The organism is Actinokineospora cianjurensis, from assembly GCF_003663795.1.
In the GTDB taxonomy this organism is placed as follows: domain Bacteria; phylum Actinomycetota; class Actinomycetes; order Mycobacteriales; family Pseudonocardiaceae; genus Actinokineospora; species Actinokineospora terrae.
Window position 1 is genome coordinate 2705641 of record NZ_RCDD01000001.1, and the last position, 13929, is coordinate 2719569.

Consider the following 13929-nt stretch of genomic DNA (forward strand, 5'->3'; position numbering starts at 1 on the left):
TTCCGGACATTCCTTGTCCGAATTGAGAGGTAGCGTCGTGACCGACACCGAAAACCCGTCCAGGACAACGGGAACACCCGTTGACCGGGCCAGCGCGACCAGTGCCGACCGGGCCGCGCTCGGCCTGGCGGCGGTGGCCCTGTTCGTCGCGGCGGTCAACCTGCGCCCCGCCATCGCCGCGGTCTCCCCGCTGGTCGACACCATCCGCGCGGACCTCGGGCTGTCCGCGACCGGCGCCTCGCTGCTGACCACCATCCCGACCCTCGCCATGGGCCTGTGCGCGCCGCTGGCCGCCGTCGTCGCCCGCCGCCGCGGCCTGCACGGCGGCGTCACCATCGGCCTGCTGATCGTCGGCATCGGCACCCTCGCCAGGGTCCTCGGCAGCGCGACCTGGCTGCAGTTGTTGTGCGCCTTCGCCGTCGGCGCGGGCATCGCCATCACCCAGACCCTGCTGCCCGCCGTGGTGAAGTCCCGCTTCTCCGCCCGGCCCGGTCTGGTGACCGGTCTCTACACCGCGGGCCTCGGCCTCGGTGGCGCGGTCGCCGCAGGAGCCACCGCCCCGCTCGCGGATGCCTTCGGCTCGTGGCCGGTGGCGCTGGGTTCCTGGGCGGTGCTGGCGGTCGCGGGTATCGCGCTGTGGTCGGTGGCCAAGAACTCGCTCAACCTGGGTGATGCCTCCGGCGTGCGCCGGTTCACCACCGTCGGACTGCCCTGGCGCAGCTCGACCGCGTGGCTGGTGACCGCGGTGTCGGCGGGCAACTCCGCGCTCTACTACTGCGAACTGGCCTGGATCGCGCCGCTGCTGACCAACGACGGCGGCCGGACGGAGTCTTCCGCAGGCGTGCTGCTCACCGTCATGATCTCCATCCAGGTGGTCGCCATGATCGCGGTGCCCGCCCTGCTCGGCGAGCGCCGCGACCAGCGCGCCGGCCTGGCCGTGACGACGGTGCTGACCGCAGCCGGGTTCCTCGGCTTCGCCATCGCGCCGGATTCCACCGCGGTCGTCTGGCTGTCCATCGCGCTCATCGGCATCGGCCACGGCGGGCTCTTCCCGCTGGTGCTGACGCTGCCGGTCACCGCCGCCCGCGACGCCGCGGAAGCGGGCCGGATCAGCGGTATGGCGTTCTTCGTCGGTTACGGCTGCGCCGCTGCCGGGCCGTTGCTCGTCGGCCTGCTGCGGGACGCGACCGGCAACTTCGAGTTGGCGTTCGTCCTGCTGGCCGTGGTCACCGCGGTGCTGGTGGTGCCGATCCTGGCGCTGTCGCCGCACAAGCTGGAGGAGTAGTCGCAAGCACCCGGCCGCCCCCCGGCGGCCGGGTACCCGATCGTGTCGCAACCCTGGGGGGATTGAGCATGGTGTTGACGCATGCCCGCGTCGCCGTCATCGGCGCGGGGATCGCCGGACTGGTCATCTCGACCGCGCTGCGGGCGGCGGGCGCCGAGGTCGCGGTGTTCGAACAGGCGGCGGAGTTCAGCCCGATCGGTGCCGGTCTGCAACTCTCACCCAACGGGGTCCGGGTGCTGCACGCCCTCGGGCACACCGAGGGGCTGGCCGAGAAGGCCGTGCGGGCCGGGTCGATCGAGATCCGCCGCTGGGACGACGGTGCCGTGCTCTCCGCTGTCTCGCACGGCGACGACTGCGTCACCACCTTCGGCGCCCCCTACTACCTGATCCACCGCGCCGACCTGCACGAGTTGCTGGTCAGCAGGGCGGGCGAGCACAACGTCCACATGGGACACCGGCTGGAGCGCGTCGTGGAGTGCGGCGGCGGCGTCGAGCTGCGCTTCGCCAACGGGGCCCGGTTCGGCGCGGACCTGGTGATCGGCGCGGACGGCACCCACTCCGCGGTGCGGGCCGCGATCGTGTGCGACGAACCCGTCTTCTCCGGCTACTCGGTGTACCGCGGGCTCATCCCGGCCGGTGTCGTTCCCTCGTTAGCCACCGATCCCCGGGTCTTATTCTGGTTCGGCCCCCAGCGGCACGTGACGTACTACCCGATCCGCTCCGGCCGAACGATCCACTTCAGCGCCGTGTGCGCCACCGCCGACGGCAGGCCGGGGTCGAGCACCACCGGCGCCGAGACCGCGGAACTGGCCGCCGCCTTCACCGACTGGCACCCCGAGGTGCGCCGCGTGGTCACCGCCGCGCGGTCGGTCACCCGTTGGGGCCTGTTCGACCGGGACCTTGTGCAGCGCTACCACGCGCACCACGCCGTCCTGGTCGGCGACGCGGCCCACCCGATGCTGCCGTACCTGTCCCAGGGCGCCAACCAGGCCCTGGAGGACGCCGCCGCGCTGCTCGACCGGCTTGGCCCGTGGCTCGCGGGCCAGGTCAGCCTGGACGACTCGCTGGCCCGCTACGAGGCCGACCGCGGCCCGCGCACCGCCGAGGTGCACCGCCAGTCCCGGTTGCGCGGCGAGGCGTTCCACCTCTCCGACGGCGATCGGCAGCGCGAGCGCGACTTCGAACTGGCGCACGAGCAGGACCTGGACCACCTCGCCTGGATCTACGGCCACGACACCCGCGCGGCCGATCTCGAGCTCACCGAGTGAGGTCGCGGGACCCGCGACCCCGACCAGTCACTGTCCCGTCGGCACTGGAGGACCCATGCACACCCTCGTTCGGCGATTACTGCGCGGCAACGGCTTCTACCTCGGCCTGATCTTCGAGACGGCGGCGCGGCGCCGACCGGACCTGGAGATCACGTTGGACCGGCCGCTGGCCTGGGCGCCGGACACGGGCACCCGGTTCACCGCGGCGGGCCTGGCCGACATGGTCGACGACATCGCGGCCCGGTTGTGGGCGGCCGGGGTGCGCCCGACCGAGCGCGTGGCCATCTACAAGACCAACAACTTCGACATCGCCCTGTTCGCCTGCGCCGCCGCGCGCATCGGGGCGGTGCCCGCGCTGCTCTCGCCCGCGCTGGACGGGGAGACCGCGTTCGTGCTGCTGCACCGGCTGGACCAGCCGTGGCTGATCACCGACGGGGACACCCTCGACGGCGCGCTCGACGACGTCCCGGTCGCGGGCGCCACCAGGGGCGTGCTGCTCACCGCGGGGGAGAGCAGGCTCGGCACCGGCCACCTCGCCGACCTGGCTGGCGCGCCGCGCAGGCCCGCCGTGGTGCTGCACCCAGGTGAACCGTCGCTGATCTCGCACAGCTCCGGCACCACCGGCATCCCCAAGCTCGCCGTGCACTGCCCGGAGGCGGGCTACCACCGGCTCATCCCGCAGCAGTTGGCCGCGTGGCCCATCCGCGGCCGGGAGAAGGCCGCGCTGTGCATGACTTTCGTGCACTCCCGGTTCTACCAGGGCCTGGCGATGTGGCTGAGCCTGGGCAACCCGCTGGTGATCGCGGTCGACCCGGACCCGCGCTCCGTTGGCCCGCTGCTCATCCAGACCAGGCCCGGCTACGTCGAGACGCACCCGAACAACTACGTCGACTGGGAGGTCCTCGCCGACGCCGATGGCGCGCCGCTGTCGAGCGTGCGCTACTTCGGGGCGACCTTCGACGCGATGCACCCGCGCACCATCGAGCGGATGCTGGGGGCGTCGCGGCGGCCGAGACCGCTGTTCCTGCAGGCGTACGGCCAGTCCGAGATCGGTCCGGTCGCGGGCCGCTGGTACACCCGGCGCACCGCGGGCGACGCCGACGGCCGCTGCGTCGGCGTGCCGCTGCCCGGGTTCATCTCGCTGCGGGTCGTCGACGACCAGGGCAGGCGGGTGCGCCGCGGCACCGTCGGGCACCTGCAGGTGCGCAGCCGCACCAGGATCCTGACCTACCTCGGCGAGCACGAGCGCTACACCAGCCAGCTCGACGACGGCTGGTGGCGGCTGGGCGACATGGGTTACCTGGACCGCAAGGGTTTGCTGCACCTGCTCGACCGCGAGGCCGACCGGATCGCCACCATGGAGTCCAACCTGGAGGTCGAGGACGTGCTGATGTCGCGGCTCGAGGAGCTGCGGGAGATCGTCATCGTCGCCGGGCCGACCGGGGAGCCGGTGCCCATCGTGTCCACTCGCGACGACGCGCCGCTTGACCTGGAGCGCTGGACCAGGGCCGTGCGCGACCTGCCGGAGATGGCGCAGCCGCGGCAGATCGACTTCGACCAGCTGCCGCGCACCTCCACCTGGAAGATCCAGCGCCACCAGCTGGCCAAGCGGTTGCGCGCCGAACGGTCCGCGCCACCGCAGCGGGCCACGCGCGAAGAGGGGGCCGGGGCATGAGCGACGCGACGACCGCGCAGCGGGAGCTCATCGAGCTGCTCACCGGCTTCTGGCGCAGCCAGTCGCTGTACGTGGCCACCGAACTGGGGATCATCGACCGGCTCGACCCGCTGCGGCCCACCGCCGCCGCCGAGGTCGCGCTGTCGCTGGGGTTCGACACCGACGCCGTCACCCGGCTGCTCGGGTACCTCGGCAGCGTCGGGGTCCTCGCGGGCGACGAGGCCACCGGCTACACCCTCACCGAGGTCGGCGCGCTCGCCCGCACCGACGCCGACGGCACCATGCGCGACCACATCACGTTGTACGGCAACCAGTTCTACCGGGCCTGGGGCGAGCTGGCGCACTCCATCCGCCACGGCGGCTCGTCCTTCGCCCAGGTGCACGGCGCCGACCTGTTCACCCACCTCAAGGCGAACCCGGACCTCTCGCACGCCTACGAGCGGATGATGGTCGCGGGCGCGCCGTTCTTCACCGCGGTCGCCGAGGCGTTCGACTTCTCGGCCGCCTCGCTCGTGGTGGACGTCGCCGGTGGCCACGGCGCGCTGCTGGAGCACGTGCTGCGGGCCACCCCGGCGTTGCGGGCGGTCCTGTTCGACACCCCGCACGTCATCGCGGAGGCGGCGCGGCACCCGATCGCCGAGCTGGCCGACCGGTGCGAGCGCGTCGGCGGCGACTTCTTCGCGGGTGTGCCGGAGGGCGGCGACGTCTACGTGCTGTCGCGGATCCTGCACTGCTTCGACGACGAGGCATGCCACCGGATCCTGACCACCATCCGGTCCGCGATCGCGCCGGGCGGGTCGCTGCTGGTGCTGGAGCGGCTCACCGGCGCAGGCGCCTCACCGCTGTCGCACGGGTTCAACATGCACATGCTGGTCGTGCTCGGCGGTGGCCGCGAACGCGACGAGCCGCACTACCGGGACATGCTGGACAAGGCCGGGTTCAGCCTCGGGGCGGTGCACCCGCTGCCGCTGGACACCCGGCTGCTGGTCGCGACCCCGCGGCAGCCATGATCTTCAAACTGCTCGGCGCGCTCTCGGTCGGCCACCGGGGCAGCCTCACCCCCACCGCGACCAAGCAGCGCCAGGTGCTGGCGCTGCTGCTGGTCAACGCCAACACGACCGTCCACCAGGCGCACCTGATGGAGGAGCTGTGGGAGTGCTCGCCACCCGCCCACGCGATCGCGGCGCTGCAGACCTACGTGATGCACCTGCGCAAGGCGTTGCGCCCGCTGGCGGGCGGGGAGACCCGGCTGCGCACCCGCAGGGGCGGCTACGAATTGGTAGTGAACGACGGCGAGCTGGACGTCGACCTGTTCGACGCGCTGGCCCGTTCGGCGGGCACCGCGGACCCGGGCACCGCGGCCGAACTGCTGCGCGAGGCTCTACGGCTGTGGACGGGTCCCGCGCTCGTCGACGTCACCGCGGGCCCGGTCCTGCGCGCCGCGGCCTGCCTGCTCACCCGCCGACACCTCGACGTGGTGGGCGACCGGGTCGACCTGGACCTGGCGCTGGGCCGCCACCACGACCTGCTCGGCGAGCTGAGCGCGCTCGTGCACGGCCACCGCACCACCGAGCGGTTCACCGCGCAGCTCATGATCGCCCTGCACCGCTGCGGCAGGCGCGTCGACGCCCTGGCCGCCTTCCACCGCCTGCGCCAGGCCATCACCGAGGACGGCGGCGGCCCGCTGTCGCGATCCCTGCACGAACTCTACTCCGACATCCTCTCCGCCGACCCGAAACTCGACCCACCGCCCACCCCGCGCCCCACCCTCACCCTCGACGTGGTTCCCCGCCAACGCACCTGCCCCATGGAACGGACCTCCCCCAAGGAATGGGCAGCCATCTAGCCCGGCTGGCTGCCCGCCCAGACCCGCAGGTCGACTCACCCCCCTGGTCGGCCTGCGGGTCCTCCCCCGTTGACGGTGGGGCTTTCCGCCGCCGCCAACAACACCTCGGCCAGCGCCGCGAGGGCGGAACTGTCCACAGTGGCCACAAGGGGGATGGCGTCGCGGTGGTTGCCGCCGTTGATGGCCTTGACGAGCAGGAGTTCGACAGCCACCGGGTCGTCAATGCCCGCGACCGCCTCGGCGAGGTCTGACGCGGTCCCTGCCAGGCAGGGGGTTCCCCGCCCTCGACCGCGGCAGGGAGGTCGAGACCTGCCTTGGTGAACAACACCGCCAGTTCCCCACTCGATCGATCGGTCTCGCGCCTGATGCCCATTTCGAACTCGGCCAACGCGGCGCGGGACAGTCGAGCGGCCAGATCGCGGAATCCGGCGTCGGCGAGCGCGGTTCCCACGTCGATGAGCAGGGGGAGGTTGTCGGGGTCGGCCATCGTCCTAGCCGCCACCGCGGCGGATGCGGCGAGTTCGCGGGCCCGGTGCCGGTCGGGTTCGACCGCCGCACGGATCGCCAGGTGCCTGGGCCTGGAGAACCGCTCGGGCTCCCGCAGCGCGAGCAGGCGGGCCGCGACCCCGGGTTCCCCCATCGCGAGCGCTGCCGCGTCGGTCGCGGCGAGCGCGCCGTACCACTGGTCACCGGCGAGTCCCACCATCTTCTCGACGGCGTCGACCCGTCCCGCTCGGACGAACGCCACGCACAACTCGCTGAGCCCGTAAGGCGAGACCCACCACATCCCCTGGAAGAGGCGGTGGATGATCGAGTCCCGCCAGGCCGGATCACCGACCGCGGCGGCGTACTCGACGATCATCGCCTCGGTCGGCTGGTCGAGGGACTCCTCCCGGATGCCCATCAGCCGTTCCAGTTCGGCGCGAGCGCTCGCGACCCCCTGGACGAGCCACCGGGCGTGCGCGGTCAGGATCATCGCCTTGGTGTCGAACGCCCAGGGTGACCGCTCGGCGATCTCGACCAGTCCGGCGGCGCACTCGGTTCGCCCGCACCTGGCCGCGGTCCTGGCGAGTGCCGCCTGACCGCGCAGGACGAAGATCGGGTCCGGTTCGCTCTCCAGCAACCGTTCCGCGCGGTCCAGCAGTCCGTCCACTTCGGATTCCCAGCCGAGTGGCGCGCGGTCGGCTGCCGCGTCGAGGATCGACAGCACCGCGGTGGCCGCCGCAGCTCCCGTGTCGAGCGCGGCGGCAACGGTCAACGCCCGATCGAACAGGACCCGGGCGCGCTCAGCGCTGTTGGTGACGCGCATCATCTCCACCAGCGGCCCGACCCGGCCGGTGCCCTCGGCCAGCGCGGCGGCGCGGTCCCGGTGGCCCAACGCCTCCCACACCGCGGGCAGCTCATCCGGGATGTTCCAGTTCCGCGCGACCACGTCGCTGCTGGTGTGGGCCAGCACCAGCAGCGATCCCAGATCGGGCGGATCGACGAAACGCGTGGCCGCCGTCGTCAGTTCCGCCATCGCCAGGGCGTCGCCGCCGGTGTGGTCGAGCATGCGGTCCCGGCGGACGGGATCGGTGACCAGGGCGAGCAGGCGAGCTCGGTCGGGGATGTCGGCGAGCATCCGGGAGTAGCCGCGCAGGAGGTACACGGGGGTGTTCGGCGGCCATCCCCGCGACCGGTAGGCGTCGGCCCAGTCGTGGAGTCTGGCGCGGTACTCGGCGAGAGCGGGGCCGAAGGCGTCCTCGGCGGCCTCGCGCAGGGTCTCGTGGGCGAACAGGTGGACCACGATGCCGTGGGAGGACAGTCGGCCGCGGATGCTGCGACCGAAGAGGCCGCGGGTGAGGCGGTCGACCTCCCACCGGCTGCAAGCCGGTGAGCTCGTGCACGTCCTCGCGGGTCAGGCCACCGCCGGACGCGGTGATCAAGCCGAGCACGGGGCGGTTCGGGCCCGCCAGCAGTGCGTGCAACTCCTCGGTGGCGCTCGCCCGGACATCGCCGGCCGCCGAGGACATCCGCAGCGGCGACGGCGACACCGCGCGCAGGGCGTGACCGGGGCGGACGTCGGTGGGCAGGTCGGGGGACAGGCGGCTGGCGACCACGACGTGTACCACGGGCCGCTCGGGCAGCAGACTGGCGATGCTGCGTTTGCGGGCCGCCCCGCTGGTGTCCTCGTCCAGTCCGTCGACCACCAGCACCAGCCGACGACCGGCAGACCTGGCACGCACCGCCGCCGCGTCGAGCAGCCGTCGCGGCTGACCGGCGCGGGCGTGCAGCACCGTGCCCGCCGACTCACCCACGTACGCCGCCAACTGCTCAAACGCCGCGTCCAGGAACGCGTCGCTGTCGGACTGGCCCGCGTACCGGCTGGTGATGAAGAACGACACCACGTCCACGCCCGCGGGCGGGTTGGTCGCGAACCACGACAGCAGTGCCGACTTGCCCGCCCACGGCCCTGCCTGCCACCACAGGTACGCCTCCGGTCCCGAGCAGAACCGGGTCAACTCGTCCAGTTCGTCCTCGCGGTCGAGCAACTGCACGGGGCGATCGACCGCGGTTCATCCTGGTAGGCGGCTCGCACCACCCGAGCGGGCTCCGGCGGGACCACGTCGCGCGGCGAACCGCTCCACCCCACCGCCGCCTGGACGTCCGCGGGTGCCCGGTGCAGGTGCTCCACCCGGACCGCCGCCAACCGACCAGGTCCGTCGGACGCGTGGTGCCGGGCCAGCACGCCCACGATCGCACCGTCCACCCACACCGCCGCCCCGGACATGCCCTCCCACGGCGACCCCGAGGACACCCGCTCCGGCGGCACCGGCACGGTGAACTCCAGCGTCTCGCTCCGCCAGCCCGACAGGCCGGTCACGGTTCCCGATGCCTGGTGGGAGTCCCGGAAGTCCCCGCGCAGCTTCCACAGCGGGAACCCCACCGCGTGCGCGGGCAGGAAAGCCGCGTGCCGCCCGTCGATCACACCGAACTCCACCGGTGGCACGGTGTCCGGCGGGTCGATCCGCAGGACCGCGACGTCCCCGGCCGACCACACGACGGTCGCGGGGGATGTCCACTCGCCGGGGAGGTCCGACAGGAATCGGACGGTCACCTCGACCGCGTCCAGCACGACGTGCGCCGCGGTCAACACCGCCCCGGTCGACACCCGGTAGCCGGATCCGCGCCGCCTGCCCGAGTGGCCGGTGACGATGAGCTCGGCGACCCGGGCCCGTTCAGCGCTCGGCACCGCGCTCGGCGCCCGTGATCGCCACCGACCCACCCGCGTGCGTGGGTGTCAGCGACAGCTTGACCCGCTGGGTGTGGTGGCGCGCCACCTTGGCGTCGGTACCGACCTCCACCACCCAGAACTTCGCCTTGCCGCCCGCCTTGGCCTCGCGCTCGACGACGACCGACACCTCCACCTCGACCGCGCCGACCTCGAACCGCAGGTCCGCGCCCGCCCCGGCGGTCATCGCCTCGGCCAGTTGCTCCCGCAGGTGCCCCACCAGCTCGACCAGGTCCATCCTCATCCAACGCCTCCTCCCGGCACACAGTGCTATCGGTCGGGGATCGGATTTGGTCTCGGCACCCGCGTCACGCCGACAGGGCGTCGCGCTCCACCAGTCTGCCCAGCGCCAGCGATCCGCCGTGGTCGACGCGCACCGCGTCCAGGGTGGACAGCCAGCCGCCCCGCCAGTCGGCGTGCGCGAACGGGTAGGGGGAGCGGGCGAGGTGCACCTGCAACACCCCGTCGACGACCCTGGTCCGCACCCCGGGCAACGGCACCCCCAGCGAGTCGGGGCCGAGCCGACCGCACGCGTCGGTGGCGACGAACCCGGTCTCCGCCGTGCCGTACGCCTGGCCGACCAGCACCCCGTAGCGGGCGGCGAAGTCGTCGTACACCGACTGCGCCAACACCCCGCCTGCCGACACCGCCAGCCGCACGCCCAGCCGGACCTCGGCGTCGACCAACCCGGCGAAGGCGGCAGGCTCGCCGAGCACCACGTCGACCCCGGTCGCCGGGGTGAACACCAGCGAGCCGCCCGCGGCCATCGCGTGCAGGGTGAACGCCAGGCCCGCGAACCGGGTCAGCCTGGTGGCCACCAGCACCGCGTCCCCGGGCGCCACCAGCGCCAGTCGGTCCACTTCGGACAGCAGGGACTCCGGGGAGCGGCCGACGGCGGCCAGCCGCCCTGGGGTGAACTGCACCAGGCAGTGCTCCGACGCCGCGGCCCTGCCGCCGGGCAGCCGCCCCACCAGCACCCCGCACTCGTCGACGAACCGGCCGGGTGCCCGCGGGCCGCTGCCGATCACCACCTGGAACTGCGGCCGGTGGCGGACGAGCAACCCGGCCCGGTCCGGCACCCCCGGGTCGACGTGCAGCACCTGGGCGCCCAACGACCACAGCGCGAACAGCGACCACAGCTGGGTCAGGCTCGCCGTGCCGTGCAGCGCGACGGTGTTGCCCTGGCCGATGCCCTGCGCCCGCAGGACACGGGCGAGCCCGGCCACCCGCGTGCGCATCGCCGCGTAGGTGACCGGGCTCGCCGCGACGGCCCACAGCGCGTCGTCGGCACCGCCGAGCAGTTCGGCACCCCACCAGGAATCCGCCGACACCGCGTCCATGCTGTCCCTCCCTCGGGGAACCGGTCCGCCGGTGCGCGCGGGGCAGGGCGCGGTCACCGGCGGACCGGTGCGGTCACTTCTCCACGCAGAACTCGCCGACCGGCCAGCCGACGTGCCGCTTGTCGGTGGCCAGGTAGCCCAGCACCTGGTCACCTGGCTTGAGTTCGGTGACGTTGAGGACCTTGGCACCCGGGCCGAGCACCCGCACGTGCCAGTCGTCCTGCACGATCAGGTTGATCCGGCTGCCGTCGGGGCCGACCGCGGTGATGCTCAGCAGCGGGCGGGACTCCAACTTGGTCCGCCCCACCACGATCCGCCTGGTGCGCCCGTCGGCGCCGACACCGAGCACCTCGCTGCCGGACTTGAGCTCCGAGAGGTAGTTGGTGCGGTTGTCCTGCCCGAGCACGTAGGAGTGCAGCGCGCCCGCGTTGATCCGGAACGGCCTGGTCGGCATGTACGGCAGCGGGTGGGTCTCGCTGCAGCACAGGATGAACCCGTGCGCGTACGAGCCGATCAGCATGCCCTCGTCCTCCTCGAACTGCGAGCAGGTGTCGACGCACACCCGGTCGCCGAGGCCGCGGTGCTCGATGGACTCGATGGTGAGCGAGTCGAGCACCAGCGGGGCGCTCTCCTCGGCCAGCAACCGGACCAGGGCGAACACGTCGTTCGCGGTGCGCGGCGCGAGCAGCACGCCGTCGGAGCCCTTCTCCAGCACGTCCACGATGATCCGCGCGTCGTCGACGTCCTCGGCGTGGCAGATCAGCATCCCCGGCGCCGGGTCGGCGGCGGCGATCACGATCTCCAGCGGGATCTTGGTCGGGTCCTTGAACCGCACCACGGTGTAGGGCAGCGCCACCGCGGCCGCGCAGGCCAGGGTGAGCGTCGGGTCGTCGACGACGTTGACGAACGCCCCGACCGAGCCCCGCACGCCGCGCACCGCGGTCAGGTCCTCCTCGGTGGCGACCTCGCGCAACTCCACGAGGTCACCGGTGGCCGCGGCGTCGTGGCCCGGCCGCGGCGCGAGCACCCGGCGCACCGTGTTGGGCAGCGTGGCCAGCAGCGCGGGGTCGTCGCCGACGATGGCGTCGACCCTGGCGTGGATCGCCGCGTCGAGCACCGCCTCACGCTGCTGCTCGGCGACGGAACGGATGTCGATCCAGGCGTGTTTCACCGCGCACCTACCATTCGGTCGTCATCGATTCGGGGGTTGTTCCCCTTGGGTACCGGCAGTTCGAGCGCCACACTGTCCACAGTGGAGCTATCCGGGTTGCCGCCGTGGATGACAGCGGCGATCTCCCGCACGGTCTGGCGCGGCGACGCGCTGGTGAACACCCTGCGGCCGACGGCGAGGCCGTGGCAGCCCGCGGCCAGCGCCGTGGTCGCCAACTCCGGCCCGCTCAGGTCGGTCAGCACGCCACCGGCCACCACCACCGGCAACGGGGAGGCGGCCACCACGTCGGCCATCGCCGCCGCGGGCGCGGCCAGCGGGAGCTTCACCAGGTCCGCCCCCAGGTCGGCGGCCACGGTGGCCACGTGCGCCAGCAGGTCCGGGTCGAACTGGCTGCTGATGCGCGGCCCGCGCGGGTACATCATCGCCAGCAGCGGCACCCCCCAGCGCTCGCACTCGTCGGCCACCGCGCCCGCGTCCGCCAGTTGCCTGGACTCGGTCGCCGAGCCGATGTTGACGTGCACGCTCACCGCGTCCGCGCCCAGCCGCACCGCGTCGGCCACCGTGCCCACCACGACCTTGGCGTCGGAGTCCGGGCCGTGCGCCGTGCTCGCGCTCAGGTGGACGATCAGCCCGCAGTCCGCGAGCACGGCGGCGGGCAGCGTCCTGGCCCGGCCCTTGTGGACCACGATCGCGTCCGCCCCGCCCGCCGCGATGTCGCCGACCAGCCGCCCGAACCCGTCGGCGGTGCCGATCGGGCCGTCGGTGATGGTGTGGTCGAGCGGCACGATCAGGAACCTGTTGTCGGCGCGGCGGGACAACCTGGCCAACCGCAACAGCTTCCCCGTGAGTTGCACCGGCACGGCGCACCTCCCCCTCGGCATCTGTCGGAAGTCGTGCTTGCCTCGATTTCACCGTCGCATTCCCCGCTAAAGAACCGAGCGACAGCGGGTTCCGGTGGAATGCGGGTGGTGCCGCGGGCAGCCCACAGCGGACCACCGGTGCTGGTCCACTTTCGCTTTCGATGCCGGGAATCGACGGCGGTCGGGGTGAATTGCCCGCCGAGAACCGGGAGAGCGGCTCCTCGGCGGTCGAGAAAACGTCAGCCGGTGCTGAGCACGGGCGGCGCGAGCACGGCGTCGGCGGTGCGGACGGCCTCGCACAGCCGCTGCAAGCGCGGGCTGGGCAGCATGCCGAGCTGGTCGCCGAGCAGGGCGCCGAGCCGCTCGTAGACCCGCAGCGACTCCGCGGTCCGCCCGCACCGGTGCAGGGCCACCATGAGCTGGGCGTGGGTGTTCTCGTGCGTCGGGTGCGCCTCGACGAGCGCGCGCAGCTCGCCGACCAGCTCCGCGTGCCTGCCCAGCCGCAGGTCGGCCTCGATGCGCTGCTCCAGCACGCCGCGCCGGTGCTCGGTCAGCTCCACCTGGAACGCGGTGATCGACGGGCTCGGCGCGACATCGGCCAGCACCGGACCGCGCCACAGCCGCAGCGCCCGCTCGAACTCGGCGGAACCGCGCAGGTCGTCGCCCGCGCGCACCGCGTCGCGGCCGGCCAGCACCGCCGCGGCGAACAGGTGCGCGTCGAAGTCGTCCTCGGCCAGCAGCAGTTGGTAGCCCTGCTTGCGGGTCACCAGCAGCTCACCTCGGTCGGCGCCGGACAGCGCGCGCAGCAGCCTGCGGATCTGGAACACGTAGGTCTGCAGGGTCGACATCACGGTCTTGGGCGGGTCGGCCGACCACAGCTCGGCGATGCAGCGGTCCACCGGGACGAACTCCCCGGCGTCGATCATCAGCAGCGCCAGCAGCTGCCGCGACTTCGGCGCGCTCGGCACCGCGCACGCGACGCCGTCGGTGGCCATCAGCGCACCAAGGACCCCGAATCGCATCCATTCCCCCACTGGCGTCGACCCCGCCGCGATCCGGCACCCGGAAACGGTCCCCGCGTGCTCGGACAAAGCGGACCGGGAATCGGGAGGGGCCATTGTTCCGCACTGCTGCGATCGCGTTGTGAAATCCCATCGTAGCAGTGCACCGGTGCGCCATCAGGGTGATTCCGCTGGTCGTGGACCCCCGCCGA

13 protein-coding genes are annotated in these 13929 nt (G+C 72.8%); 6 read left to right on the forward strand and 7 right to left on the reverse strand.

The genetic code is table 11. The features are described 5' to 3' along the window. Positions 1 to 37 precede the first annotated feature (37 nt). From CLV68_RS12100 to CLV68_RS12120, 5 genes are all read left to right on the forward strand, one after another. Positions 38 to 1285 (forward strand): MFS transporter, encoded by a 1248-nt coding sequence (locus CLV68_RS12100; protein WP_121390436.1) that lies wholly within the window; start codon positions 38 to 40, stop codon positions 1283 to 1285. Between the two features lie 68 nt (positions 1286 to 1353). Next, entirely contained in the window at positions 1354 to 2553 is a 1200-nt protein-coding gene (locus tag CLV68_RS12105; RefSeq protein WP_121390437.1) for an FAD-dependent monooxygenase, read from the forward strand. 55 nt (positions 2554 to 2608) lie between these two features. Next, the gene (locus CLV68_RS12110; RefSeq protein ID WP_121390438.1) at positions 2609 to 4228 is read left to right on the forward strand and encodes a class I adenylate-forming enzyme family protein; all 1620 of its coding nucleotides are present in this window, start codon (positions 2609 to 2611) and stop codon (positions 4226 to 4228) included. Beyond that, a complete protein-coding gene (locus CLV68_RS12115; RefSeq protein WP_121390439.1) occupies positions 4225 to 5238 on the forward strand; it encodes a methyltransferase in 1014 nt (337 codons plus the stop codon). Before CLV68_RS12110 ends, CLV68_RS12115 begins: the two co-directional genes overlap by 4 nt. Then, on the forward strand, positions 5235 to 6074 hold the full coding sequence (locus CLV68_RS12120; RefSeq protein WP_121390440.1) for an AfsR/SARP family transcriptional regulator: 840 nt from the start codon (positions 5235 to 5237) through the stop codon (positions 6072 to 6074). Before CLV68_RS12115 ends, CLV68_RS12120 begins: the two co-directional genes overlap by 4 nt. On the opposite strand, the gene CLV68_RS12125 is transcribed toward CLV68_RS12120, so the two are convergent. After that, on the reverse strand, positions 5998 to 7860 hold the full coding sequence (locus tag CLV68_RS12125; RefSeq protein WP_121390441.1) for a hypothetical protein: 1863 nt from the start codon (positions 7858 to 7860) through the stop codon (positions 5998 to 6000). The two genes, CLV68_RS12120 and CLV68_RS12125, sit on opposite strands and share 77 nt — an antisense overlap. 86 nt (positions 7861 to 7946) lie before the next feature. Between CLV68_RS12125 and CLV68_RS33820 the strand changes: the two genes are divergently transcribed. After that, positions 7947 to 8123 (forward strand): hypothetical protein, encoded by a 177-nt coding sequence (locus CLV68_RS33820; protein ID WP_170224235.1) that lies wholly within the window; start codon positions 7947 to 7949, stop codon positions 8121 to 8123. A gap of 448 nt (positions 8124 to 8571) precedes the next feature. On the opposite strand, the gene CLV68_RS12130 is transcribed toward CLV68_RS33820, so the two are convergent. The 6 genes from CLV68_RS12130 to CLV68_RS12155 all read right to left on the reverse strand — a co-directional run bounded on the left by CLV68_RS12130 (position 8572) and on the right by CLV68_RS12155 (position 13711). Beyond that, the gene (locus CLV68_RS12130; RefSeq protein ID WP_170224236.1) at positions 8572 to 9306 is read right to left on the reverse strand and encodes a S1 family peptidase; all 735 of its coding nucleotides are present in this window, start codon (positions 9304 to 9306) and stop codon (positions 8572 to 8574) included. After that, the gene (locus CLV68_RS12135) at positions 9293 to 9589 is read right to left on the reverse strand and encodes a trypco2 family protein (RefSeq protein WP_147459957.1); all 297 of its coding nucleotides are present in this window, start codon (positions 9587 to 9589) and stop codon (positions 9293 to 9295) included. Before CLV68_RS12135 ends, CLV68_RS12130 begins: the two co-directional genes overlap by 14 nt. 64 nt (positions 9590 to 9653) lie before the next feature. Continuing rightward, on the reverse strand, positions 9654 to 10685 hold the full coding sequence (locus tag CLV68_RS12140) for an AMP-binding protein (protein WP_121390444.1): 1032 nt from the start codon (positions 10683 to 10685) through the stop codon (positions 9654 to 9656). 73 nt (positions 10686 to 10758) lie between these two features. Next, the gene (locus CLV68_RS12145) at positions 10759 to 11856 is read right to left on the reverse strand and encodes a 3-dehydroquinate synthase II family protein (protein ID WP_121390445.1); all 1098 of its coding nucleotides are present in this window, start codon (positions 11854 to 11856) and stop codon (positions 10759 to 10761) included. Then, positions 11853 to 12716, reverse strand: coding sequence for a 2-amino-3,7-dideoxy-D-threo-hept-6-ulosonate synthase (locus CLV68_RS12150; RefSeq protein WP_246009775.1), 864 nt, complete (start codon positions 12714 to 12716; stop codon positions 11853 to 11855). The genes CLV68_RS12145 and CLV68_RS12150 overlap by 4 nt, the downstream gene beginning before the upstream one ends. 239 nt (positions 12717 to 12955) lie before the next feature. Further along, positions 12956 to 13711 carry an AfsR/SARP family transcriptional regulator gene (locus tag CLV68_RS12155; RefSeq protein ID WP_121391138.1) on the reverse strand — a complete coding sequence of 252 codons (756 nt, stop codon included), beginning with the start codon at positions 13709 to 13711 and terminating at the stop codon, positions 12956 to 12958. Between the last annotated feature and the right edge of the window lie 218 nt (positions 13712 to 13929).